This is a genomic window from Deltaproteobacteria bacterium (genome assembly GCA_035063765.1).
Lineage (GTDB): Bacteria > Myxococcota_A > UBA9160 > UBA9160 > PR03 > CAADGG01.
Genome location: JAPSFT010000013.1, coordinates 112,575 through 137,708 on the forward strand (window position 1 = coordinate 112,575; position 25,134 = coordinate 137,708).

Below are 25,134 nucleotides of genomic sequence, written 5' to 3' on the forward strand. Positions count from 1 at the left end.
CACGCCGAGGGCGCTGCTTGACCGGCTCACGGCTCGTCGGCGAGCAGGCGCGCCGCTTCCGGCCGCCAGCCGACCCACAGCGCGGCGCCGGGCGCGAGGGGCGGCGCGGGCTGCGACGCCGGCAGGTGGGCGACCAGCTCTCCACCGGCAGGGTCGCGCAGCGTGCAGCGCCGCACCGGCCCCTGGAAGACCACGCCCGTGCAGGTGACGGCCAGGCCCGGCAAGCCCGGCGCGGGCGCGTGCGCGGCCAGCTCGAGGCGCTCGGGCCGGAGCATCAGCAGCGCCCCGTTGCCCGCTTCGAAGGGGCGGCCGCCCGTCGCCGCCTCGCAGCGGCCGGCGCCCGGGAGCACGATCGTCGCGCGCTCGCTCCCCGGCTTCTCGACCGTCACCCGGATCAGGTTGGCCCCGCCGAGGAAGCCGGCGACGAAGGCGGAGGCCGGCGCCTCGTAGAGCTCCTCCGGGGTCCCGACCTGCTCGAGCCGTCCCGCGCGCATCACCGCGAGGCGGTCGGACAGCGCGAGCGCCTCCTCCTGGTCGTGCGTCACGAGCACGAAGGCGATTCCGAGCGCGCGCTGGATGCGCGCCAGCTCCGCCTGCATCTGCCGGCGCAGCTCGCGGTCGAGCGCCGAGAGCGGCTCGTCGAGCAGCAGGGCGCTCGGGTCGTTCACGAGCGCGCGGGCGAGCGCGACCCGCTGGCGCTGGCCGCCCGAGAGCTGGCTCGGCCGGCGGCTCGCGAGGTCGCCGAGACGCACCACCTCCAGCATCTCGCGCACCCGGCGCTCCCGCTCGGCGCGGGGCACCGAGCGGACCCGCAGCCCGAAGGCCACGTTGTCGGAGACCGAGAGGTGCGGGAAGAGCGCGTAGCTCTGGAAGACCGTGTTCACGTGGCGGCGCTGGGGCGGGACGCCGGCCACGTCCTCGCCGTCGAGGCGCAGGACGCCGCTGCTCGGCTCCTCGAAGCCGGCGATCAGGCGCAGGAGCGTGGTCTTGCCGCAGCCCGAGGGACCGAGCAGGGAGAAGAGCTCGCCGCGCCGGATCCGGAGGCTCGCATCGCGCACGGCGACGACGTCGCCGAAATGCTTGCCGACCCGTTCGAGCTCGATGACGGCGGGCGGAGCGGGGCGAGCGCTCACGCGGGCCCTTCCCGGGCGGCGGCGCCCCTCGCGGCCGGCGGCGGCGCCGCGGGCGCGTCCGGGTCGACGCTCCTGTCCCGGCTCGCGTACACCCGTCGCGGGGTCCGGGCCAGGCACAGGCGGACGTGGGTACCGAGGCTCATGCTTCCTCGCCGGGAGGGGTGCCGATGGGCGGCGAGGACCGGGGCGCCGAGGAGGACGCTGGGTGGAGCCGCGACTCGACCAGAACCAGGCCATCCGGGTGGCGGAGAGCGGGCCTCCGCCGCCCGCGCGCAGTCTAGCCGGGCCGCTCTGCGCGGACATCGCGATCGTCGGCGGCGGCCTCACGGGCGTGTCGGCCGCCAGGCACCTGGTGGCCCTGCGCCATCCGGAGCGGGGGGGCGTCCTGCTCGAAGCGCGCACGCTCGGCCACGGGGCGAAGCCGAGCGAGGTCCCTCGGGCCGCTTCCGCCCCATCTGCTCGAGGGTGCAGCGCAGCAGCGCAAACCGGCGGTTGCTCGCGCCGGCCGTGACGACGAGCGGCAGCGGGCCCGCGCGAGCGCTACGGGTGCCGCCGTGGAGCCCGCGCTGCGCGCCGACGACCTCGCTCCGGGCGACCGGGAGGTGGCGATGCGCGACTGGCGCGACGTGCAGGTGCGACGCGTGCGCGATCCCGCCGACGCGGACTTCGAGGCTGCCTACGAACGGCTCTGGCGCGAGTTCGGCGCGCGCGGCGAGATGGAGCGGGTCCGGGTCGTCCGCGAGCGGCTCGCCTGGGATCCCGCGCGCCCGCTCCCGGGCGCTGCGCTCGCCTACGAGCTGCTGGTCCTGCGGCGCGGCGGCGAGCTCGCGGCCGTGCGCGACCACACGGCGGTGGTGAGGCTCGACGCCGCCGGGCGCCCGCGTCCGGTCCCGGTGGTCGTGCACCTCTCACACGCCTTCGTCGAGCCGGCGCACCGGGGCAGCGGGCTCGCCGCCTGGCTGCGCGCGCTCCCGCTCGAGGCCGCCCGGCGCTGCGCGCGGGCGGCCGGCTGCGCGCCGGACGCGCCGATCGTGCTCGCGGCCGAGATGGAGCTGGCCGGGGCCGCGCCGGCGGAGGTCCCGGCGGATCCACGCGCGCGCGCGCTGCGCCTGCGCTCGTACGAGCGCGCCGGCTTCCGCAAGGTCGACCCCGCGGCGGCGCCCTACGCGCAGCCGGACTTCCGTGCGCCCGAGCGGCTGGCCGGCCAGACGCCGCGTGCCGTCCCGCTCGGGCTGGTCGTGCGCCGGGTCGGGCGCGAGACGGAGAGCCGGATGCCCGCCGCCGAGCTGGCCGCGGTGGTCGAGGCGATCTACGCGGTGTATGGCGTGCACGTTCCACCCCGCGCGCTCGAGCCGCTGCGCGCCGCGGCGGCCGCGTGGACGGCTCGCCCGGGACGGTTCCGGCTGCTACCACCCACCGCGTGATCACCGCCTATCACCACCCGGGCTTCGCCGCGGAGATCGGCCAGCACGTGATGCCGATGCGCAAGTTCCAGCGGGTGGCCGGCGCGCTGGCGGGAGAGGGGCGACGGGGAGGGGGTGGGCGATGAAGCGGGTCCACCGGCTGCTCGCGCTCTGGGCCGGCGTCGTGCTCCTGTTCCTCTACCTGCCGATCGCCGTCCTCGTGCTCTTCTCCTTCAACCAGTCGAAGCTCAACGTCGTCTGGACGGGGTTCACGCTCGAGTGGTACGCGAGGCTCTGGAGCGACACGGTGCTGGTGCGCGCGCTCGAGAACAGCCTGATCGTCGCCGTCGCGTCCACGGGGATCTCGCTCGTGCTGGGCACCGCCGGCGGCTGGCTGCTCCACCGCTACCGCTACCGGGGCCGCGCGGCGCTCGAGACCGCGGCCTTCCTGCCGATGATCGTCCCGGAGGTGATCCTCGGTGTCAGCCTGCTGCTCCTCTTCGTCGCGGCCGGCGTCGAGCTCGGCTACACGACGATCGTCGTCTCCCACGTCACCTTCTGCTTCCCGTTCGTGATGGCGGCGGTCCGGGCGCGCCTCGCCGGGCTCGACCCCGCCCTCGAGGAGGCGGCGCTCGACCTCGGCGCGACGCCGGCGCAGGCCTTCACGAAGGTGATCGTGCCCTACCTCACGCCGGCGCTGGTGGCGGGAGGGCTGATGGCGTTCACGCTCTCGCTCGACGAGCTGATCGTCACCTGGTTCACCGCCAGCGCCGGCACCCGCACGCTGCCGCTCGAGATCTTCGGGCGGATCAAGAAGGGCCTCGATCCCTCCCTCCACGCCATCTCCACGCTCTTCCTCGTGGTCACCGTGCTCGCGCTCGGAATCGCGGAGGGCCTGCGCCGCCGCAGCTCGACGCCGGGGCTCCGGGCCGCGCCCCGCTCGAGCGCCTTGGTCCTGGCGCTGCTGCTCGCGACGGGTCTCGCATCCCCATCGGCCGGGGCCGAGGAGCTGAACCTCTTCACGTGGTCGGAGTACGTGCCGCAGGCCGTGCTCGACGGCTTCACCAGGGAGACCGGCATCGAGGTGAACCAGGAGAGCTACGCGTCCAACGAGGAGATGCTGGCGAAGCTCCTGTCCGGAGCCGCCCGCTACGACCTGATCCAGCCCTCGGAGTACGTCGTCGAGGCGCTGGTGGAGGAAGGGCTGCTCGCGCCGCTCGACCACGCGAAGCTTCCCCACCTGGGGAACATCGGGAGGGAGTCCTGGGGCTGGCCGCACGACCCGGCGCTGGCCTACAGCGTGCCGTACATGCAGGGCACGGTCGGCATCGTCGTCGACACGGAGAAGGTGAAGGAGCCGGTACGGGGCTACGGCGACGTCTTCCAGGACCGCCACGCGGGGCGCATCGTGATCCTCGACGACGCGCTCGAGATCGTGACCTGGGCGCTCGCCACGCGGGGTCTCGGGCCCGACGCCGTCACCCGGGACAACCTCGAGCGCGTGCGACCCGTGCTCGCGCAGTGGCTCCCGCTCGTCCGGGTCTACGACTCGGACAGCCCGAAGACGGCGCTCCTCAACGGCGACGCCGACCTCGGCGTCGTGTGGTCGGGCGAGGCCGCGATCCTGCTCCGCGAGCAGCCGGGCCGCTTCGCCTACGTGCTGCCCCGGGAGGGCAGCCACCTGTTCATCGACAGCCTCGCGATCCCGAAGGGGGCGCGGAACGTGGAAGCCGCCCACCGCTTCATCGACTACGTGCTGCGGCCCGAGGTGAGCCGGAAGATCTCCGCGGAGTTCCCCTACACCAACCCGAACGTCGAGGCGCGCAAGCTGCTGACGCCCGCGGAGCGCGCCAACCCGGCCAGCTACCCGCCCGGTGTCCCGAAGCTCGCGACCCTCCGCGACATCGGCCCGCTCGCGGCGGAGGTCGACAAGCTCTTCACCGACCTCAAGGCCCAGAGCGGCCGATAGCCGGGGAGCGGGGCAGCGATGCGACAGGAGGCGACCCGCTTCGCGCCGGACCCGGCCGCCGCGCGCCGGGCACCCGGCCGGATCGGCTGGCTGCTGCTCGCGCCGCTGATCGCGTGGGTGCTCGCCTTCGTGGTGGCGCCCGCCGTGATCATGCTCGTGTACAGCTTCGCGCACCGGGGCACACTCGGCGGCGTCGTGCCGGGCTTCACGCTCGAGCACTACGCCGGCGTGCTCGACCCCGTCTACCTCCGCATCGTGGCGCGTTCGATCGGATACGCGCTGCTCACCACCGTTCTGTGCCTGGCCGCGGGGTACCCGGTCGCGTACTGGATCGCGCGCGCGGGCGAGCGCTGGCGCAACCTGCTCCTGATGGCGGTCCTGGTGCCGTTCTGGACCAGCTTCCTGATCCGCACCTACGCCTGGGTGACGATCCTGAAGAGCCAGGGGCTCCTGAACTCGCTCGCGCTCGGGCTCGGACTGGTCGGCGAGCCGCTGGCGCTCCTCTACACGCCGGGCGCCGTCGTCGTGGGCCTCGTCTACACCTTCCTGCCGTTCATGATCCTGCCGATCTACGCGAGCGTGGAGAAGCTCGACGGCACGCTGGTCGAGGCCGCCCTCGATCTCGGCGCCGGCCCGCTGCGGGCGTTCGCGCGGGTGATCCTCCCGCTCACCGCGCCCGGCGTCGCGGCCGGCGTGCTGCTCGTCTTCGTGCCCGCGCTCGGCATCTACGCCGTCAACGACATCCTCGGCGGCGGGCGGGTCGACATGATCGGCAACGTCATCGAGAACCAGTTCAAGGGCAACGCGCGCAACTGGCCCTTCGGCGCCGCGCTCGGGACGACGCTGCTGGTGGGCTTCGGGCTGCTCCACTGGCTCGTGAGCCGCCGCCAGCGGCCGGCGCTCGGCTGACCCGGCCCGCCCGCGCCTACTCGCGCGAGAGGTAGGTGGTCTCCTCCAGCGCCTGCTCGTAGCGCTTGCGCAGCCGGCTGCCCTCCTCGAGGGGCAGTTCGTCGCGCTCGATGGCGCGGTCGATGGTGGCCTGCACCTGGGCCACCAGCGTGTCGCGGTCGTACTCGACGTAGTCGAGCACCTCGCGCACGCGGTCGCCGCCCACCACGTGCGCCACCTGGGTGCGCCCGTCCTGCTCGACCCGCACGTGCACCGCGTCGGTGTCGCCGAAGAGGTTGTGGAGGTCGCCCAGGATCTCCTGGTAGGCGCCGACCAGGAACACGCCGATGTAGTAGGGCGCGCCGTTGAGCGGGTGGAGCGGCAGCACGTCGCGCACGTCGTGCTGGTCGATGAACTGGCCGATCTTGCCGTCGCTGTCGCAGGTGAGGTCGGCGAAGGTGCCGCGCCGGGTCGGCTCCTGGTCGAGGCGGTGGATCGGCATCACCGGGAAGAGCTGCTTGAAGCCCCAGTGGTCGGGCAGCGACTGGAAGATCGAGAAGTTCCCGAAGTAGGTGTCGGCCAGGGCCTTCTCGAGGTCGTCGAGCTCCTCGGGGACCTGGGGCAGCTCGCGCACGATGCGCAGCAGCTTCTCGCAGCAGGCCTGGAACAGCTTCTCGACGCGTGCGCGCGCGCGCAGGTCGAGGTAGCCGAGCGCGAACTCGCTGCCGGCCTCCTCCTTGGCCGCCAGCATGTCGTGCCAGGACTCGAGCGCGTTCTTGCGCGTCATCTGGGCGTGGACCTCGGAGAGCGCCTGGATCGCACGCGGCTCGTCCTCGCCGGCGGGCGGCAGCTCCTCGGCGTGACGCAGCTCCGAGACGCCGAGCACGTCGAAGACCAGCACCGAGTGGTGGGCCGTCATCGCCCGGCCGGCCTCGGTGACGAGGTCCGGGTGCGGAACGCCGGTCTCGTCGCAGGCCTCCTGGATCGCGGAGACCACGTCGTTGGCGTACTCCTGCACCGAGTAGTTCATCGAGGAGTGGAAGTTGGTCTGCGAGCCGTCGTAGTCGACGCCGAGGCCGCCGCCGACGTCGAGCAGCTTCACGGGCGCGCCCATCGCGTGCAGCCCCACGAAGATGCGGCAGGCCTCGCGCAGGGCGTCCTTGTGGGCGCGGATCGCGCTGATCTGGCTGCCGATGTGGAAGTGCAGGAGCTCGAGGCAGTCGAGCATCTTCTCGGCGCGCAGCCAGTCGACGGCCTCGACGATCTCGGCCGCCGAGAGCCCGAACTTGGCGCGCTCGCCGGTCGAGTCGGCCCACTTGCCGGTCCCGCGCGTGGTGAGCCGCGCGCGCACGCCGAGGTGCGGGCGCATGCCGAGCTCGCGGGCGATCCGCACCGCGAGCTCGAGCTCCTGGAAGCGGTCGATCACGAGCACCGGGTGGCGGCCGAGGCGCTGGGCGAGCAGCGCGGTCTCGATGTAGGCGCGGTCCTTGTAGCCGTTGCAGACGAGCAGCGCGCCGGGCGTGTCGAGCACGGCCAGGCCGACCAGGAGCTCGGGCTTCGAGCCGCACTCGAGCCCGATCCGGTGCGGCGCGCCGAAGCGGACGATCTCCTCCACCACGTGGCGCTGCTGGTTCACCTTGATCGGGTAGACGCCCCGGTAGCGGCCCTCGTAGCCGTACTCCTGCATGGCGCGGGCGAAGGCGCGCACGAGCCCCTTGACGCGCGTGGCGAGCACGTCCGAGAAGCGGACCAGCATGGGGAGCTTCAGCCCGCTCGCGCGCAGCTCCTCGACGAGCTGGAAGAGATCGACGCCCGGGCCGTCGGGACCGTGGGGTGTCACCCGGACGTGTCCCTGGTCGTCGATCCCGAAGAAGCCGGCGCCCCAGTTGGCGACCTGATAGGTCTCCAGGCTGTCGCGGAGCGTCCAGGTGCGCATCGCGGTGGACTCCCGTCTGTCGGCAGCGGCGAGACGCTGTGCGCTCTTGATAGCGTTTTCGCACCCCGGCGAAAGAGGACGCCGCGCCCTCGCCCGTCCGGCGCGCGCGACCGCTAGAGCGGCTCCTCCCGCTCGTCTCCGCCGCCGAGCTCGCGCACCCGCACGACGCCGCGTGCCGCTTCGTCGGGCCCGACGAAGAGCGCGCGGCGCGCGCCGGCCCGGCCGGCGTCGTCGAGGACGCGCTTGGGCCGGGCGTCGCCGAGCACGAGCTCGACGGCCCGGCCGGCGCCGCGCAGCCGCGCCGCCAGCCGGATCGCGGCGGGCCGCTGCGCCTCGCCGAGCGCGCAGACGACGTCGTCGACGCCGCGCGGCAGCTCCGGGACGAGGCCCCGGTCGGCCAGCAGCTCGGCCACCACGACGTCGCCGAAGCCGAAGCCGACGGCGGGGATCGCCGGGCCGCCGAGCGTCTCGAGCAGGCGGTCGTAGCGGCCGCCGCCGCAGACGGCGCGCAGCTTGCGCCCGGCGTCGAAGGCCTCGAAGACGATCCCCGTGTAATAGGCGAGGCCGCGCACCACCGAGGCGTCGAAGTCGACCCGGTCGGCGACGCCGTAGGCGTCCAGCAGCTCGAAGAGCCGGTGCAGCTCCGCGACGGCGGGCGAGCCGGCCGGCGCCGCGGCGGCGGCGTCGTCGAGCCCCGTCACCCCGAGCAGCGCCACGACGTCGCGCGCCTCGGCCGGCGCGAGGCCCACCGGCCCGGCCGGGTCCACGAGCTGCGCGACGACGGCCTCGGCGCCGATCTTCGAGAGCTTGTCGATCACCACGCAGAGCGGCTCGAAGACGGCCGGGCGGGCGCGCAGGATCCCGGCGCGCAGGGTCTCCTCGAGCAGCGCCCGGCTGTTGAGCTGGACCCGGACCTGGCCCGCGCCGAGGCCGATCCGGTCGAGCAGCGCGAAGATCGCCGCGAGCAGCTCCGCCTCGGCGGTCACCCCGGGCTCCCCCCAGACGTCCATGTTCCACTGGAAGTGCTCGCGCTTGCGGCCCCGGGTCATGCGTTCGTAGCGCCAGTTCTGGGTCACCGTGAACCAGCGCAGGGGCAGGCGCAGGCCCCCGGCGCGGGCCATCACCATGCGCGCGATCGAGGGCGTCATCTCGGGCCGCAGCGCGAGCCGGCGGCCGTGCAGCTCGAAGTGGTAGAGCTGCTCGACGATCTCCTCGCCGGCCTTGCGGGTGAAGAGCTCCTCGTGCTCGACGACCGGCGCGTCGACCTCCTCGAAGGCGAAGCGGCGCGCCACCTCGCGGAAGTGGGCGAACAGCCAGGCGCGCAGGCGCAGGTCCTCGGGGTAGAAGTCGCGCGTGCCGCGCGGCGCCTGGAGCGTGGGCCCGGCCATGGCGGGGATCGTTACCGCTCCGCTCCGGGGCACGCTACAACGCAGGGCTCGCTCGGGCCTGGCGCTCTCGACCATCGAGCCGGGTCTTCCACGGGAGGGGTCCCATGCATCGGGGTTTCGCGCTCCTCGCAGCCTTCGCGCTCCTCGCGCCCGCCTGTGGCGGCGAGGGGGAGCGGGCGCCCGCCCCGGCGCAGCCCGCAGCCGGAGCGCCGGCGGGCCGGGCGCCGGCCGCGCCCGAGAGCGCGACGCCCGCGGATCTGCCGAAGGGCCTCCTGCTCGCGCTCTCGCCCTTCGAGGTGACGCCGCAGGGCCAGGTGCTGCCGAAGCCGACCGCCGCGCGGCTCGAGATCCTGACCCGCGAGGGCGGCGCCTGGCGCGTGCGCGCGATCACCGACCCGGAGAGCAACGTCTTCCACAAGGCGATCGCCTTCGACGGCGGGATCCTGACCCTCGGCGGCAGCGCGGCGGCGATCAAGCTCTGGCGCCCCGACCTGTCCCGGACCGGCTTCGTGGCCGAGACGGTCTGGTCCCAGGACTTCGGCGGCAAGTTCAGCCGCATGCGCGACGCGGAGGTTGCCGATCTCGACGGCGACGGCTCGCCGGACCTGGCCGTCGCGACCCACGACCAGGGCGTGGTCGCGATCGTCCGGCGCAAGTCGGGGGGTGGCTGGAGCGTCGAGGAGATCGACCGCGAGAAGGACACCTTCGTGCACGAGATCGAGGTCGGCGACCTCGACGGCGACGGTGTCCTCGAGGTCTACGCGACCCCGAGCGAGCCGAACCGCCTCGACGGCACGCCCCAGCACGGCAAGGTGACCCGCTACGTGCCGGCCCGGGGCGAGGGGCGCGTCGAGGTGGCGGACCTCGGCGACCGCCACGCGAAGGAGATCCTGGTCGGCGACGTCGACGGCGACGGGCGCGACGAGCTCTACGTGGCCGTCGAGGCGGTGTCGGGCGGGAAGGTCGAGATCCGCCGCTTCGACGCCGGGACCGATCCCGCGGCCGGCGCCGTGATCGCCGAGCTCGACGACACCCAGACGCGCTTCCTGACCGCCGGCGACGTGGACGGCGACGGCCGGCGCGAGATGGTGGCGGCCGGCATGAAGAGCGGGCTGTGGCTGCTGCGGCCCGGCCCCGCGCCGGCCACCGCCGCCTGGGCGAAGAGCCAGATCGACGCGCGCTCGGGCGGCTTCGAGCACGCCACGGTCCTCGCCGACCTCGACGGCGACGGGCGCGACGAGCTCTACGCCGCGAGCGACGACCACGGCGAGCTGCGCCGCTACGTCTGGCGCGACGGCGGCTGGGCGCGCGAGGTCATCCACACCCGCAAGCCCAAGGGCTCCGCCTTCACCTGGAACATCACCCCCGTCCCGCGCGAGGTCCGCTGACGCAACGGGCAGGGGCGGCCCTCGTCGAGCCGTCGCTCAGCTCGCCTCCTCCGCCGCGAGCTGCGCGACCGCCGCGTGGGCGACCGCGATCGCCGCCGCCATGTTGCGGTCGAGGTCGATGGGCTCGCCGGGGCGCCAGGGCGTGCGGTCCGAGACCACGCAGAGCGCGCCCGCGCGCAGGCCGAAGAGGCCCGCGAGCGTGAGCAGCGTCCCCGCCTCCATCTCGCAGTTGAGCACGCCCGCCGCCTGCATGGCGCGCAGGCGCGCCTCGTGCGCGGGCGTCCAGTAGCCGCCGAAGTGCGCCGAGGCGAGCGCGCCGCCGGGCGCGAGCCGCGCGTTGCGCGCGAAGAAGGCGTCGAGCGACCAGGTCACCCCCGCCCGCCAGCGCGCCCCGGCGGCGCGCGCCGCCGCGACCAGCGCGCCCACCACGCGCCAGTCCGCCACGGCGGGGTACTCGGGCACGACGTAGCTGCGCGTGGTCCCGTCGTCGCGGACGGCCCCGGTCGTGATCACGAGCTCGCCGGGGGCCAGGTCCTCGGCGAGCCCGCCGCTGTTGCCGATCCGGATCAGGGTGCGCGCCCCCGCCCGCGCCAGCTCCTCGACCACGATCGCGGCTCCGGGCGCGCCCACCCCGGTCGAGGCCGCGGCGATCGGGATCCCGCGCCAGACGCCGCTCACGACCCGGAACTCGCGGACCTCACAGAGCGTCCGGAGCTCGCGCCAGTCCGCTGCGATCCGCTCGACCCGGGCGGGATCCCCGCACAGGAAGGCGAAGGCCGGGGCGCCTCCCGCGTGCAGACCCAGGATGGGAGTGGGAGGGGCCGCTTCGGGCATCTGGCCGGAGTAGGGCAGGGGCAAGCCCCCTGCAACGGGCACGCAGCTCCCCGCGTGCCCCCGCGGGAGCACTCCAGGTTTCCAGGAGTCCTGCCGAGCAGGCGCGGGTCGACAGCCCGGAGGCCCCGGGCTAAGGATGCCCGGACCCCGGAGCCAGGCCCGAGGCTCCCCATCCTCTGCTCCAGCCGCCCAGATCCGCTCCCCGGAGGGAAGAGTGGCCAAGTCCCTCATCATCACCGAGAAGCCGAGCGTCGCGCGCGACATCGCCGCCGCCCTGGGCGGCTTCGACGAGCAGGACGGCTACTTCGAGAGCGCGCGCTGGGTGCTGACCTGGGCCGTCGGCCACCTCTTCGAGCTGCTCGAGCCCGAGGAGATCGACGAGACCTACAAGCGCTGGACGCTCGACAACCTCCCGATCATCCCCGCCGAGTTCCGGACCAAGCCGAAGGCCGGCCAGACCGCCCGGGTGCGGCTCATCAAGCGGCTGCTCGAGCGCGACGACGTCGAGGGCGTCGTGAACGCCTGCGACGCCGGTCGCGAGGGCGAGCTGATCTTCCGCGAGATCGTCGAGCACTTCGCGAGCCGCAAGCCGATCCGCCGCCTGTGGCTCCAGTCGATGACCGAGGACGCGATCCGCGACGGCTTCGCGCGCCTGCGCCCGGGCGAGGAGCTCGCGGGCCTGGCCGCCGCCGCCGCCGCGCGCACGCGCACGGACTGGCTGATCGGGATGAACGCCACGCGCGCGCTCACCAAGCGCCTCAAGGGCCGGCGCGAGAAGGGTGCCTGGTCGGCGGGCCGGGTGCAGACGCCCACCCTGGCGCTGCTCGTCGTGCGCGAGCTCGAGGTCCTCGCCCACGTGCCGCGCCCCTACTGGCGCATCGCGGGCAGCTTCGACGACGCGGGCAACGCCTACCAGGGCCAGTGGTTCGACCCCGCGCTCGGCGAGGGCGACGGCGAGGCCCGCGACGACCGGATCTTCGACGAGGCCCGCGCCCGCGAGATCGCCGCGGCCGTCGAGGGCCGGGCCGGGACCGCCGAGGAGACGCGCAAGCCCTCGCGCGAGTCGGCGCCGCCGCTCTTCGACCTGACGAGCCTCCAGCGCGAGGCGATCCGCAAGTTCGGCTGGACCGCGCGGCGCACGCTGTCGGCGGCCCAGCGCTGCTACGAGCAGCACAAGCTCCTCACCTACCCCCGCACCGACTCGCGCTGCCTGCCGAACGACTACCGGGCGGTGGTGCCGAACGTCCTGCGCGCCTTCGCCGAGGCCGGCCGGCGCGGCGACGCCGCGCTCGGCGAGATGCGCGGGCCCGTGCGCGAGTACGGGGCCGCCGCCGCACGCCTGCTCGAGCGCGGCCTCGAGAACGAGGCGCGCACCTTCGACGACGCCAAGGTCTCCGACCACTTCGCGATCGTGCCGACCGGGAAGCTCCCGGGTGCCGGCCTCTCGGGCGACGACAAGCGCCTCTTCGACCTGGTCGTGCGGCGCTTCCTCGCGACCTTCCATCCTGCGGCCGTCTGGGAGCGGGTCGAGCGCACGACCACGGTGAACGGCCAGCGCTTCCGCAGCCGCGCCCGCACGCTCATGGAGCCGGGCTGGCGCGCGGTGCTCGAGGGCGGCGCGACCGAGGACGCCGGCGACGACGTGGCGGCGCTGCCGCCGCTGGTCGAGGCGGCCGTGCGCACGACCGCGGTCGAGACGGTCGCCGAGCAGACCCGGCCGCCCGCGCGCATCACCGAGGCGCGCCTGCTCTCCCTCATGGAGAACGCCGGCAAGGAGCTCGAGGACGAGGAGCTGGCCGCCGCCATGCACGAGCGCGGGCTCGGGACGCCCGCCACGCGCGCGGAGATCATCGAGAACCTGATCGCCAAGGGCTACGTGGTCCGGATCGGGCGCGTGCTGCGGCCCACCGCCAAGGGCATCCGCCTGATCGACATCCTGAAGCGCGTGCACATCGACGGTCTCGCCTCCGCCGAGCTGACGGGCGAGATGGAGTACCACCTGAACCAGGTGGAGCACGGCCAGCGCGACGCGGCCGACTTCATGCAGGAGATGGAGGCCTACACCCGCGAGATCGTCGCGCACGCGAAGGGCTTCGAGTACGAGGACCTCTACCGGCACGACCCGCCGCTCGGCGATTGCCCGCGCTGCGGGCGCCCGGTCGTCGAGCGCCCCTGGTTCTACCGCTGCGAGGAGGAGCCTGCGCGCGAGGAGGACTGTCCCTTCCGGGTCTGGAAGGACACCTCGGGGCGCTACCTCGACCGCACCACCGTTGCCGCGTTGCTCCGCGACGGCAGGACCGGAGCCGTCGAGGGCTTCACGGCCCGCAACGGCCGGACCTACCAGGCCGCGCTCGAGATCGACCGCGCGGAGTGGGTGGTGCGGGTGCGGCCGGTGGCCTGGGAGGACGGCTCGGTCAGCGCGGAGCCCGAGTACGAGGTGAACCCCGAGCCGCTCGCGGGCTGCCCCTTCGAGGAGGAGTGCGCGGTCGTCGAGTCGCCGACCCACTTCGTCTGCGAGCGCAAGCTGAAGGAGGCCGACCTCGAGGGCGGCGAGGGCGTGGAGCGGCCGAAGAGCTGCGGCTTCGCCTTGCCGCGCACGGTCTGCAAGCGCGAGATCACCCGCGAGGAGGCGCTCGCCTACCTGCGCAACGGCCGCAGCGACCTGCTCACCGACTTCACCTCCCGCTACGGGCGGCCCTTCTCGGCGACCCTCGTGCTGCGCAAGAACGGGCGCCACGGCTTCGAGTTCCCGCCCCGGCCCGGCCGCAAGGAGGGCGCGGCGGGCAAGGGGGCGGAGGGCGCGGCGGACACGGGGGCGGCGAGCGGCACGACGGCGGACGCCGCGAAGCCGGCGCGCGGCCGGCGCGCGGCGGGAAGCCGCAAGCGCCCGGCGGCCTCTGCACCGGGCGCGCCCGGATCCGCTCCCGCGGAGGCCGAGGCCAGGCGACCGGAGCGGCCGGCCCGCAAGGCCGGCGCCCGCAAGAAGGCCGTCGCGCGCAAGCGCGCACCGTCCGGCGCTGCGCGCAAGCGGCCGCCGCGCGGGACCCCTCCGCCCGCCGAGAGCGAGTAGCGCCCGCCCACGAGCCCACCGATCGCGCACGACGCGATGCGCCATGCGCGCTGCGTCGAGCAGTCCTGCCCGCTCGCTCCGGCGATCCGATCGAGATTTGGATTGTCAGGCAGCCGGCTCCGGGGGTATAACAGCGCGCGACCCGTGGGGGAGGGGCTCGCGACGCCAGCCCGGGAGACGCCGGTCCGCTGGCGCCTCGCAATCGGCGCCGCAGCCCTCGAGCCCGGGGTCCTGGGGGAAGGCGTTCTCGCCGGACGGCCGCTCGGGTGACACACCGAACGGTCGGCAAGGCGAGCCGGACGGAGGGAGCTCGCGTCGCGCTGCGCGTCGAGGTCGCGCAGACCGGTGCGGGCGCCTGCGTCTCGATGGAGGGGTGATGCGCGGGGTTCGCTCGAACGGGTTCGTGGATCGGGTGCGCGCCGGGCTGGTGGCGGCAGGGCTCGCTGTCGGGGGCCTGCTCGCGGTCGCCGCGCCGGCGGGTGCCTTCGAGTACTTCGACGGCCGCTTGCAGGTCCACGGCTTCTTCGAAGAGCAGATCCGGATGATGTCGGACGACTTCCACATCAACGAGGATTTCGACCTCGCGCAGTGGTACCACGTGCTCAGCATCGAGACCGAGTACGACTTCGCGCCGGACGGCTGGGGCCCCTTCGACGTGCTGTCGAGCTACATGCGCCTCGAGGCCCGCTACGACTGCGTGTGGACGCGCGCCTGCGGGATGGTCTCCTCGGCCGACGCCTGGGGCAACCGCGCGCGGCGCCTGCCCCGCTACCGCACGTCCGGCAACAAGAGCGGCATGTCCGGTGCGGCCTACATCGGGAACTTCATCGACGGGCCCTTCAATCCGCGCAGCGACGTCGGAAAATACACGGCGACGCGTCCGTGGCCGACCCTCGACCGGCGCTACACGGTGGGCGGACAGCCGCTCACGCACCCGGTGATCGCGGAGCAGATCCCCGAGCACAACCGGCGGCCGGCGCGGATCGACCAGATCCCGGGCTTCTCGGGCCTCTTCGTCGTGCGCGGCCAGAACGCCATCTTCGAGCGCGGCGGCGACGACCCGGCGTACTTCTACTTCCACGACCAGCTCAAGTGCAAGTTCGGCGTGCGCCACGTGCCGGCCGGCGAGAACGGCGTGGGCTTCCAGATCATCGGCCCCGTGAACCCCGAGTGCGAGCCCGACAACATCGGCGCGCTGCGCACGCGGCCGAACCCGTTCCTGAGCACGGACATCAACCCGATCGTGCTGATCGACCCGACGAACCCGGCGCTCGGCAACGCGGGCGGCAGCGCCGAGCTGCCCGCCCGGCCGGCCGCGATGCGCGGCTGGCTGGACGGCGAGGGGGGGCGCACGGAGTCGCAGGGTGTCTTCTACCCGAGCGCGGGATTCCAGCGCTGGAACGAGAAGACCCGCAGCCTCGACAACCCGCGCCAGAACTTCAGCCAGAACGAGCTCGCCTGGAACCACGGCGACACCCAGAGCTGGGAGAAGGAGCTGAAGGAGCTCTACGTCGACATGGAGTTCTTCGACAGCCAGCTCTGGGTTCGCGCCGGCCGGCAGAGCATCGTGTGGGGGAAGACGGAGCTCTTCCGCACCACCGACCAGTTCAACCCGGTCGACCTCGCGCTGGCCTCGCTGCCGAGCCTCGAGGAGTCGCGCGTGGCCGTCTGGTCGGCGCGCGCGGTCTGGTCGTTCTACGACGTGGGCCCCGCCGAGGACGTGCGCGTCGAGGTGGCCGCCAACTTCGACCAGTTCAAGCCGAACGACACCGGCCGCTGCGGCGAGCCCTTCACCGCGCTGGTGGCCTGCAACAAGACCTTCGCGCTCTGGCTCCACGGGCTCGCGGGCTTCGCCCTGGCCGGCGAGGACCGTCCCGACGATCCCTGGCAGGACATCGAGGGCCTCGAGTTCGGCGGCCGGGTCGAGTGGCGCATGGGCCGCTTCAGCTTCCAGGTCTCCGACTTCTACGGCTTCGAGGACCTGCCCTACGTCGAGCAGATCATGACCTTCGAGCGGCGCGTGGACCCGGTCTCGGGCCGCCCGCTGCGCTGGAACTCGCGCGACGCGTGCCGCACGGGCCTCGAGCAGGCCTGCCTCCCGATCCGCTCCAACCTCTCGCTCGGCGTCGCCGACCCCAACCCCAACACCGACGGTTCCCTGCCGCCGGGCGTCCCGGTCGCCGATCCGGCCAACCGCGGGCCGCTGCTCGAGGCCTACGGCAGCAACATGCAGCTCTTCGCGATGATCTGCGCGACCAGCATCGGCTTCAACGCGCTCGACCCCTCGGCGTGCGGGCAGAGCGTCTTCAACAGCAACGCCGACCTCGCCGCCGCCGCCGCCGGCCTGACGGTGCGGGTCCCGCGCTCGATGGCGAAGACCACGCCGACGATCGCCTCGGGCCTCTCGAACGCGCTTTCGGGCGGCAACCTCCTGGCCGACGCCGTGATCGCGAGCCTGGCCGGAGTGCCCGCGCCCATGGTGCGGCTCAACGTGGATCCCTGCGACGACCAGCTCGCAAATCCCGACTACAGCCCGGGCGCCCCCTGCTCGGGCGTCACCGGCCGCACGCCGCACGCGGCCTTCGCCCCGGTGGGCGTGACCCTGAACCAGGTCCTCACCGACGAGCAGGAGGCGCTGCTCGGCTGCGGCCCCTTCTGGGGCACCGACTGCGAGGGCGACGGCATCGACCTGCTCAACGCCGACGCCGGCGTCCTCCAGCAGTCGTGGGTCGGCTTCGAGGGCGCCTACACGGAGGCCTACCGCAACGGGGGCTTCGTGGGCTGGCACCTGGCGAACGGCGAGGCGCAGCCCGGCACGATCGGCTTCTTCGCGCGGGGCGCGAGCCTGCCCGCGGCCCGCTACGTCGACGGGGGGCTCGTGCAGGTCAACGGCGCCGACGGCCCGTTCCTCGCCGATGGCGTCACGCCGAACCCCCACTACGACGTGAACCGCGACGGCTCGACCGCGGGCCTCGTGATCCCGCCGCAGTTCGGCGCGTCGGCCGGCCAGCAGTTCGCGAGCGAGATGGCGGCCCTGTCCTTCAACTACCAGCTCCTGCTGGTGGCCTTCTCCTCGGCCGAGGACGGCGCCACCACCTCCGAGAAGGACGAGTTCGACCCGGCCAATCCGTACGCCTACTTCGACCCGGCCAATCCTGCGACCGCCGCCTTCGAGGGCCAGTGCTCGTTCATCCAGCCGCAGTACTGCAGCGCGATCCAGTCCCTCTACGACATCACCGGCGTCCAGCGCAACACGGTGAAGGCCGGCGGCCACGACGGCTACGGACGGCGCGACTTCGTGTGGCACAGCGGGGCCGAGGGCGTGCTCCGCTACAACAAGCGCAACGTGCTCGGCTTCTCCTTCGACTTCGCGGAGGACGTGACGAAGACCAACTGGGGCGCCGAGATGACCTGGATCGAGGGCCAGAAGTTCAGCGACAACGACGAGTTCGACGGCATCACCGAGTCCGACACGTTGAACTTCACGGTGTCGGTGGACCGCCCGACCTTCATCAACTTCCTGAACCAGAACCGCACCTTCTTCTTCAACTCCCAGTTCTTCTTCCAGTACATCACCAACTACAAGGACGGCTTCCCCGGCAACGGGCCCTTCAACATCCTGGGGACCTTCACGGTCCAGACCGGCTACTACCAGGACCGCCTGCTGCCCGGCGTCACCTTCGTCTACGACCGCCGCTCGAACTCGGGCGCCGCGCTCCCGAGCCTCACCTACCGCTTCACCGAGAACTTCTCGGGAACGGTGGGCCTGAACTTCTTCTTCGGGCGCTGGCAGACCGTCGACATGCCGATCCAGGGCCTCGGCACGGTCGGCGGCGAGTCGGGCAAGCTCGCCTACCAGGAGTCCGTCGAGAACGGGCTCGCGGTGGTGCGCGAGCGCGACGAGTTCTACATGCGGCTCCGGTACACCTTCTAGGGCGTGGTGCGAGCGGGCGGGCCGGCAGCGGCCCGCCCGCTCCCCTGCCGAGCCACGCATGGCGCACCGCTTCGCCCTCCTGACTGTCCTCCCGGTAAGCCTCGCGCTCGCGATCGGGTCCGTCGCCTCCGCCGAGAACCAGATGCCGACGCTCGAGGTCCACGGCTTCGGCGAGCTCCAGGTCCGGGCCTACGGCGACGACTGGAACCCCCACTACTTCGTGCCGTCCCAGTGGGCGCACGTGCTGAACCTCGAGATCGAGAGCGACCTCGCTCCGGAGGGGATCGGGCCCTTCGAGCTGCTCTCGGCGTTTGCGCGCATCGAGGTCCGCTACGACTGCATCTGGAACGGCTGCGGGGTCGCGCCGACCGACATCTGGTGGGGCGACGACGCCGGCCGTGCCCCGCGCAACCTCACGAACGCGCGGACCAGCGGCTTCAGCGGGAACCTCCAGGTCGAGGAGCCCGAGCGGATCCTGCGCGACAACCACCTCGGCAACTACCAGGCGGCGCTCGCGTCGCTGCGCGACGTGATCGCGCTGAGCCCCGAGATCACCAACCCCGCGCTCTTCGACGGCAAGTGCCTGGGCAGGACCGCCGCGGAGTGCACCTTCGGGCCGCTCGAGAAGGGCCTCTTCGCGTCCAAGAGCATCGACGCCTCGGTGGGCGATGCCGCGTTCGCGATGGGCCCCTGGAACCCCGAGGAGAAGGTCGACGAGGTGGGCTCGCTGGCCGAGATCCCGAACCCGACGCTCGCGCTGCCCCTGCGCCCGGCGGTTCCGCCCGACGACGGCCAGGGCGGCCTGAGCGCGCGCGGCCTCTTCATCCCCTCCGACGCCTTCCTGCGCCTCCAGGAGCGCTTCGACGACCCGGAGCAGAACTTCTCCCAGAAGGACCTGTCCTGGAACCACGGGCAGGGCCAGGACGAGCGCGAGCTGAAGGAGCTCTACCTCGACCTCGAGATGTTCGAGGGGCGGCTGTGGCTGCGGGCGGGCAAGCAGTCGATCGTGTGGGGCAAGACGGAGCTGTTCCGCACCACCGACCAGTTCAACCCGCAGGACCTGGCGCTCTCCTCGCTGCCGAGCCTCGAGGAGTCGCGGCTCTCGCTCTGGTCGGTGCGCGGCACCTGGTCCTTCTACGACGTGGGCCCGCTCGAGGACGTGCGCCTCGAGCTGGCCATGAACCTCGACGACTTCGAGCCGCTCGACCTCGGCCAGTGCGGCGAGCCCTACACGATCTGGCTGGTGTGCGCGAAGCGCTTCGGCCTGTGGGCGCACGGTGTGGCCGGTGCGGGCATCGCCGGGGAGATCCGCCCGCCGAAGCCCTGGGACAAGGACAGCGGGCTCGACGGGCTCGAGGCCGGCGCCCGCGTCGAGTGGCGCTGGCGCCGCTTCAGCTTCCAGATCTCGGACTATTACGGCTACGAGGACGCTCCGGTCGCGGACTTCTTCCACGCCTACGAGCGCAAGGTCGATCCCCTGACCGGCCAGCCGCTCGACGTGAACGGAAACCCGTTGCTGGGCCAGAGCGACGCGGACATCCTGCGCTACCACTCGGGCAACCGGCAGCTCTTCGACGTCGCCTGCTCGGTCACGATCGGCATCGCGGCGAGCGTCTTCGATTCGCTCGCGAACCGCTGCCTGCTCGACCTGCTCAACGCGGACGAGCCGATCATCGGCGAGGCCACGCCCGCCGAAGGTCTCGGCGCGGTGCTCGGAGGCTCCGGGTTCGGCGCGGGCATCGCGGGGCTGATCGCCCAGGGCGATCAGCCGGTCCCTCCGGTCGTCCCCCTCGTCGAGCTCAACCAGGACCCGAACGACGGGCCCGGCGGGGGCACCTTCGGGCCGCTCGGCGTGGCGCTCGGCTCGTACCTCACGGACGAGCAGGAGGCCCTGCTCGGCTGCGGTCCCTTCTACGACACCGACTGCGACGAGGACGGCATCGACCTCTTCAACGCCGAGGCCAGCACGCTGATCCAGAGCTTCCCGCAGTTCGAGCCGGGCGGCGCCGTGGCAACCCGGCCGTACGCGGGCCTTCCCCTGATCCTGCCCGGAGCCCGCGGCCCCGCGGACGACATCAACCGCAACGGCATCCCCGATCTCGTCGATCCCGCGATCCCCCTGAACATCCGCTACAGCCCGCTGGTCGACGGCTGCGTCGGCCCCGGCGTCCCGGGCTGCGAGGCGGCCCATGCCCTGATCGACCCGCGCACGGGCGAGCTCTTCGCGAACGAGATGGGGGCGCTGTCCTACAACTTCCTCCAGCTCCTTGCCTCGATCAGCGCCGGGCTCACCGACGAGAGCGGCCGTCGCACCGACCCGGACTGCACGATCGACGAGCCGCTCAAGTGCACGCTCGTGGTGGGGATCTTCAACATCGCCGGCTCGACCCGTCCCGAGGTCCGTGCGGGCGGCAACGGCGAGTTCGGGCGGCGCGACTTCATCTGGCTGGGCGGCTCCGAGATCGCCATCCGCTACGAGCGGCGCAACGTGCTCGGCTTCGCCTTCGACTTCGCCGAGGACCGGACGAAGACCAACTGGAGCTTCGAGGCCACCTGGATGAAGGACCAGCCCTACGGCGTGGTGGACCGGCCGCGCGGCTTCGACGAGAACGACACCTACAACCTCACGATCTCGGTCGACCGGCCGACCTTCGTGAACTTCCTGAACCAGAACCGCACCTTCTTCGTGAACAGCCAGTGGTTCCTGCGCTACATCGACGACTACCGCCAGGGCGGATACGTGGCGCACGGCCCCTTCTCGGTGCTCGGCACCTTCACCGTCGTCACCGGCTATCACCAGGACCGGCTGCTGCCCTCGTTCACCTGGGTGCACGACGTGCGCAGCAGCTCGGGCGGCGTCATCGGACAGTTCACCTACCGCTTCACCACCGAGTTCAGTGCCACCGTGGGGCTCGCGAACTTCTACGGCGACCCCGAGCCGATCCCGGTGGCGCTGCGCCAGCCGCTGCCGTCGAACCTGGGCGGCGAGTACCGCGCGCACAACCGCTACGGCGGCCTCACCCCGATCGCCGAGCGCGACGAGATCTACATGCTGATCCGCTACACGTTCTAGTGCCCGCGGCGGTCGAGGGAGCCGCTGTTGGTCAGCTCGCGCAGCTTGCCGGGGTCGACGGGGACCGAGCGCAGGTCGTAGGACTCGCGGCGCCAGCCGGCGCGGCCGCTGGCGACGTCGAAGAAGGAGGCCGCCACCGGGTCGAAGACGTTGGCGGCGCCGCCGCCCGGCCACGCGGGGTAGCGGGCGTCGTCGCCGCTCCACTTGTGGACGAGCTGGCCGACGTCGAGGCCGAGCCGGTTCGGGCGCTCGCTGACCACGTAGAGGGGCTGGCCGGTCTGGGCGTCGATCCACAGGCGCAGGTAGCCGAGGTCGTCCACGACCTTGCGGGCGCGGCCCTCGATCACGACCGCCTGGCGGACGTCCCAGGTGTCGGTGCCGAAGGAGAGGGCGCTCGGGCCGTAGTTGCGCTCGGGGACCTCGGGGTAGCCGATCTCGGTGGCGTTGATCGGGGCGAGCACCGGGCGCTCCTCGAGCAGCCGCCACTCGTAGGCGTTGGGCCGCAGGGCGAGGCCCACGAAGCCGCGGCGCAGGTTCTCGCTGGCCGCGATCGAGATGCCGGCGGTGGGCTGGATCGAGGCGGCGGGGCCGTACTGGTTGGAGCCGAAGGGGACCCCGCCGCCTCCCGAGTCGCCGCTCACCAGGTAGCGGGGCGTGTAGAGGCCGTCGACCCAGGCGGTGGCGCCGCGCCGCGCCTTGCGCATCGTGGGCACGTACACGAAGGTGTCGTCGGGCTCGCCGTAGTCGTCCAGCGCGTCGAGCGAGCGGAGCTGGCGCCAGGCGAGGTGGCGCGCGTTGAAGGGCTCCTCGAAGCGGCCGCCCGCGACCCAGAGCTTGCTCTTCGCCTCGGGCGTCCGGTACTTCGACCCGGGGAGGTCGGCGCGGTTGTTGGTGGCGATCAGGAAGAAGCTGCCCTCGTAGGTCTCGGGGCTGCCGAGCCGGTCGGGCAGGTCGAAGATCCGGAAGCTCCCGACCGGGCCGGCGCCGCGGTAGCGGAGCTCGAGGTTCCAGGCCCACTTGACGCCGGCCTGGGGGTCGCCCGCGGCGATCGTTGCGGCGGGGAAGGGCTGCCCGGCGACGTGGCCGTGGAGGTTCCCCTTCCCGTCGACGCGCGCCTTGCCGGCGTTGGCGGCGGTGGCGTCGTCGTACCACTTGCCCGCCGGGTAGCGGCGGAAGCAGGGGCCGATCTCGAGCCGCATGCCCTCGTAGAAGAAGACGTCGCGGTACTTCCAGATCTCGGGCGGGAGCAGCTCCCGGATCAGCAGCAGGTCGCCCATCCCGACCGCGGTCCCCTCGCGCAGCGGGATGGCGCTGGCGTCGTCGGAGCCGGCGGTCGAGGCCCCCGTGATGGCCGGGCACGCGCCCTCCTCGGGGAGCGGCGCGGCGGTCGCGGGCCCCGCGGCGGCCGCCATCGCGAGGGCCACGGCGAGGGCGAGCGGGGACGGGGAGGGGCGGCGGGTCGGGCGGGGCACGGGTCTCCCTCGCGGGTACGGCCCGTTCTCGAACGGGGCCGGCGAGCCGGGTATCGTACCGATCGCCCGCCGTCCCCGGGAGGCTCGGCCGTGCTGCGCCACTCGATCCGCCTGCCCCTCACGCTCGGCATCGTGCTCGTGGTGCTGGCCTCGGCCCTCGCCGTGGGCTGGAACCTGCTCGTGGTGAGCGACCTCGGGCCGGTGGCCGAGCGGCTCTCGGCGCTGCACTGGACCCTGCTGGTCGCGGGCTCGCTCTTCTTCGCGGCCCTGATCGGGGGGCTGCTCCTGCTCAGCGCCTGGCTGGTCCGGGAGATGCGCCACAGCCAGCGCCAGCAGGCCTTCCTCGACGCCGTGACCCACGAGATGAAGACCCCCCTGGCGTCGCTCCGGCTGTACGTCGAGACGCTCGCGCTGCGCGATCCCGGGCCGGAGCGCCGCCACGAGTTCCTGGGCCGCATGCGCGAGGACGTGGAGCGCCTCGAGCGGACCGTCGTGCAGGTGCTGGCCGCGGCACGCGCGGCGGCCTGGACGCGGCGGCCGCAGCGCGCGCCGGTCGCGGTCGCCGAGGTGCTGGCGGCGTGCGTGCGGGAGCTGCGCGAGCGCTACCGGCTGCCCCCGGGAGCCGTGCGCCTCGAGGTGGAGGACGGCCCGGTCGCGCTCGGCCAGCCCGACGAGCTCGCGCTGGTCTTCCGCAACCTGATCGACAACGCGGTCAAGTACTCGGGGCCCGAGGTGGACGTCCAGGTGCGGGCGTACGCGACCGACGACGGCACGGTGCGGGTGGACATCCAGGATCGGGGGGTCGGGATCCCGCGCACCGAGCTGCGGCGGATCTTCCAGCCCTTCTACCGGGCGGGCCTCGACGTCCAGCGGCGCGTGGCCGGCCTCGGGCTCGGCCTATTCATCGTGCGCTGGCTCGTGCAGCGCCAGGGCGGCCGCGTCGAGGCGCGCAGCGAGGGCCCGGGGCGCGGCAGCCGCTTCGCCGTCGCGCTGCGGGCTGCCCCCGGCGGCCGCGGGCTCCCGCTCCCCGTGGCGCACAGCGCCGCCGGCGCGATGGAGGCGCATGCCCAGCGTCCTGGTCGTTGAGGACGAGGCCCACCTCGCGGAGGGCCTGCGCTTCAACCTCGAGGCCGAGGGCTACGAGGTGGAGGTGGCGACGGACGGCCGCGCCGCCGTCGAGCGGCTGCTCGGTGGCGAGCGGCGCTTCGATCTCGTGATCCTCGACCTCATGCTGCCCGAGATGGGCGGGCTCGAGGTGGCGCGCCGGACGCGCGCGGCGGGCAACTTCGTGCCGATCCTGATCCTGACCGCGAAGGACGACGCCGGGGACGTCGTGCGCGGCCTCGAGGAGGGCGGCGACGACTACCTGACCAAGCCCTTCGAGCTGGCCGAGCTGCTGGCACGCGCGCGCGGGATGCTCCGCCGCCGGCGCTGGGACGGCGGCCCCGGCCCCGGTGCCGACGAGCCGCGGGAGGCCTGCTTCGGCGACGTGACGGTGCGCTTCGACCGCTTCGAGGTCGAGCGCGGCGGCGAGCGCATCGAGCTCACCACGCGCGAGACGGCGCTCCTGCGCGCGCTCGTGGAGCGCGAGGGCCGTGCGGTGCCGCGCGGCGAGCTGCTCGAGGTGGTCTGGGGGCTGCGGCCCGACACGAACACCCGGGTCGTCGACAGCTTCGTGGCGCGCCTGCGCCGCTACGTCGAGCGCGACCCGTCGCGGCCGCGCCACATCCTCTCCGTGCGCGGGCACGGCTACAAGTTCGTCCGCTGAGTCTTGCGGGCCCCGAACCCTGCTGCCAAGCTCGGGCCGTGGCCCAGAGCCCGCTCCGCTTCCACGTGCGGCCCTCCCTGCGCGAGCCGGCGCTGCTGCTCGCCCTCGAAGGCTGGAGCGACGCCGGCGAGGCGGCGACGACCGCGGTGCGCTTCGTGGCGGGTGAGATCGGGGCCGCGCCGCTCGCGGAGATCGACGGGGAGGAGTACTTCGACTTCACCGTGCGCCGGCCGCTGGTGCAGGTCGACGAAGGCGTCGCGAGCGGGCTCACCTGGCCCGATTGCCGCTTCGGCTTCGCGACGGCGCCGGGCGACGAGCCGCGCGACCTCGTGACCTGCCACGGCGTCGAGCCGCACCTGCGCTGGCGTGACTGGTCGGACCACGTCCTGCACCTGGTCGGCGAGCTCGGGATCCGGCGCGTCGTGCTGCTCGGCGCCTTCCTCGGCGAGGTGCTCTACTCGCGGCCCGTCGAGGTCACGGGGGTGGCGAGCGACCCGGAGCTGCTCGCGGCGCTCGGCGTCGCGCCGGTGCGCTACGCGGGGCCGACGGGCATGATCGGCGTGCTCGGCCAGCGCCTGCGCGAGCGCGGCTGCCAGGTGGCGTCGCTGTGGGCCGGGCTCCCGCACTACGTCGAGCTCAGCCCGAACGCGCGCGGCGCCCTCGCGCTGCTCGAGCGCGCGCTCCCCTTCCTGGGCGTGCGCCTCGACCTCGAGCCCCTGCGCCGCTCCGCCCGCGACTGCGAGGAGCGCATCTCCGCGATGGTCACCGGCGACCCCGAGCTCTCCGAGTACGTCCGCGAGCTCAAGCGCCGCGAGTTTGCCCAGTGAAGAGGCGGGGACAGACCCGGCGATTCGGCGATTCTCGGGCATCGCCCGAGA

The 25,134-nt window shown here is 73.3% G+C and carries 15 protein-coding genes; 10 read left to right on the top strand and 5 right to left on the bottom strand.

The annotated features are described in order from the left end of the window. Positions 1-26: 26 nt before the first annotated feature. A complete protein-coding gene (locus tag OZ948_11870) occupies positions 27-1,133 on the bottom strand; it encodes an ABC transporter ATP-binding protein (protein ID MEB2345428.1) in 1,107 nt (368 codons plus the stop codon). Positions 1,134-1,687: 554 nt separating this feature from the next. On the opposite strand from OZ948_11870, the gene OZ948_11875 reads away from it, so the two are divergent. From OZ948_11875 to OZ948_11885, 3 genes are all read left to right on the top strand, one after another. Further along, complete coding sequence (locus OZ948_11875) at positions 1,688-2,557, top strand: hypothetical protein (GenBank protein MEB2345429.1); 870 nt, start codon at positions 1,688-1,690, stop codon at positions 2,555-2,557. A 121-nt stretch (positions 2,558-2,678) separates the two neighbouring features. Next, positions 2,679-4,505, top strand: a complete 1,827-nt coding sequence (locus OZ948_11880) for an extracellular solute-binding protein (GenBank protein ID MEB2345430.1) — start codon at positions 2,679-2,681, stop codon at positions 4,503-4,505. A gap of 18 nt (positions 4,506-4,523) precedes the next feature. After that, positions 4,524-5,414 (top strand): ABC transporter permease, encoded by an 891-nt coding sequence (locus OZ948_11885; GenBank protein MEB2345431.1) that lies wholly within the window; start codon positions 4,524-4,526, stop codon positions 5,412-5,414. Positions 5,415-5,430: 16 nt separating this feature from the next. Here OZ948_11885 and speA read toward each other — a convergent pair whose 3' ends face one another. Both speA and hisS read right to left on the bottom strand, forming a co-directional pair. After that, positions 5,431-7,329, bottom strand: coding sequence for a biosynthetic arginine decarboxylase (gene speA, locus OZ948_11890; GenBank protein ID MEB2345432.1), 1,899 nt, complete (start codon positions 7,327-7,329; stop codon positions 5,431-5,433). Between the two features lie 113 nt (positions 7,330-7,442). Continuing rightward, positions 7,443-8,717 (bottom strand): histidine--tRNA ligase, encoded by a 1,275-nt coding sequence (hisS, locus tag OZ948_11895; protein MEB2345433.1) that lies wholly within the window; start codon positions 8,715-8,717, stop codon positions 7,443-7,445. 104 nt (positions 8,718-8,821) lie between these two features. On the opposite strand from hisS, the gene OZ948_11900 reads away from it, so the two are divergent. Then, positions 8,822-10,105 (top strand): FG-GAP-like repeat-containing protein, encoded by a 1,284-nt coding sequence (locus OZ948_11900; protein MEB2345434.1) that lies wholly within the window; start codon positions 8,822-8,824, stop codon positions 10,103-10,105. A 36-nt stretch (positions 10,106-10,141) separates the two neighbouring features. Here OZ948_11900 and OZ948_11905 read toward each other — a convergent pair whose 3' ends face one another. Next, the gene (locus OZ948_11905) at positions 10,142-10,963 is read right to left on the bottom strand and encodes a nucleoside phosphorylase (protein MEB2345435.1); all 822 of its coding nucleotides are present in this window, start codon (positions 10,961-10,963) and stop codon (positions 10,142-10,144) included. Positions 10,964-11,153: 190 nt separating this feature from the next. On the opposite strand from OZ948_11905, the gene OZ948_11910 reads away from it, so the two are divergent. The 3 genes from OZ948_11910 (at position 11,154) to OZ948_11920 (ending at position 21,016) form a co-directional block, all read left to right on the top strand. Next, positions 11,154-14,009, top strand: a complete 2,856-nt coding sequence (locus OZ948_11910; GenBank protein ID MEB2345436.1) for a DNA topoisomerase — start codon at positions 11,154-11,156, stop codon at positions 14,007-14,009. 376 nt (positions 14,010-14,385) lie between these two features. Next, complete coding sequence (locus tag OZ948_11915) at positions 14,386-17,943, top strand: hypothetical protein (protein MEB2345437.1); 3,558 nt, start codon at positions 14,386-14,388, stop codon at positions 17,941-17,943. Positions 17,944-18,001: 58 nt separating this feature from the next. Continuing rightward, the gene (locus OZ948_11920; GenBank protein MEB2345438.1) at positions 18,002-21,016 is read left to right on the top strand and encodes a hypothetical protein; all 3,015 of its coding nucleotides are present in this window, start codon (positions 18,002-18,004) and stop codon (positions 21,014-21,016) included. Here the strand turns inward: OZ948_11920 and OZ948_11925 are convergent. After that, the gene (locus OZ948_11925; GenBank protein ID MEB2345439.1) at positions 21,013-22,488 is read right to left on the bottom strand and encodes a DUF1329 domain-containing protein; all 1,476 of its coding nucleotides are present in this window, start codon (positions 22,486-22,488) and stop codon (positions 21,013-21,015) included. The two genes, OZ948_11920 and OZ948_11925, sit on opposite strands and share 4 nt — an antisense overlap. Before the next feature lie 90 nt (positions 22,489-22,578). Between OZ948_11925 and OZ948_11930 the strand changes: the two genes are divergently transcribed. The 3 genes from OZ948_11930 to OZ948_11940 are packed head-to-tail and all read left to right on the top strand — an operon-like array spanning position 22,579 to position 25,083. After that, positions 22,579-23,574 carry a HAMP domain-containing sensor histidine kinase gene (locus tag OZ948_11930; protein ID MEB2345440.1) on the top strand — a complete coding sequence of 332 codons (996 nt, stop codon included), beginning with the start codon at positions 22,579-22,581 and terminating at the stop codon, positions 23,572-23,574. Next, positions 23,552-24,256 (top strand): response regulator transcription factor, encoded by a 705-nt coding sequence (locus OZ948_11935; GenBank protein MEB2345441.1) that lies wholly within the window; start codon positions 23,552-23,554, stop codon positions 24,254-24,256. The genes OZ948_11930 and OZ948_11935 overlap by 23 nt, the downstream gene beginning before the upstream one ends. Before the next feature lie 38 nt (positions 24,257-24,294). Continuing rightward, positions 24,295-25,083, top strand: coding sequence for a PAC2 family protein (locus tag OZ948_11940; protein MEB2345442.1), 789 nt, complete (start codon positions 24,295-24,297; stop codon positions 25,081-25,083). The last annotated feature ends 51 nt before the right edge of the window (positions 25,084-25,134 follow it).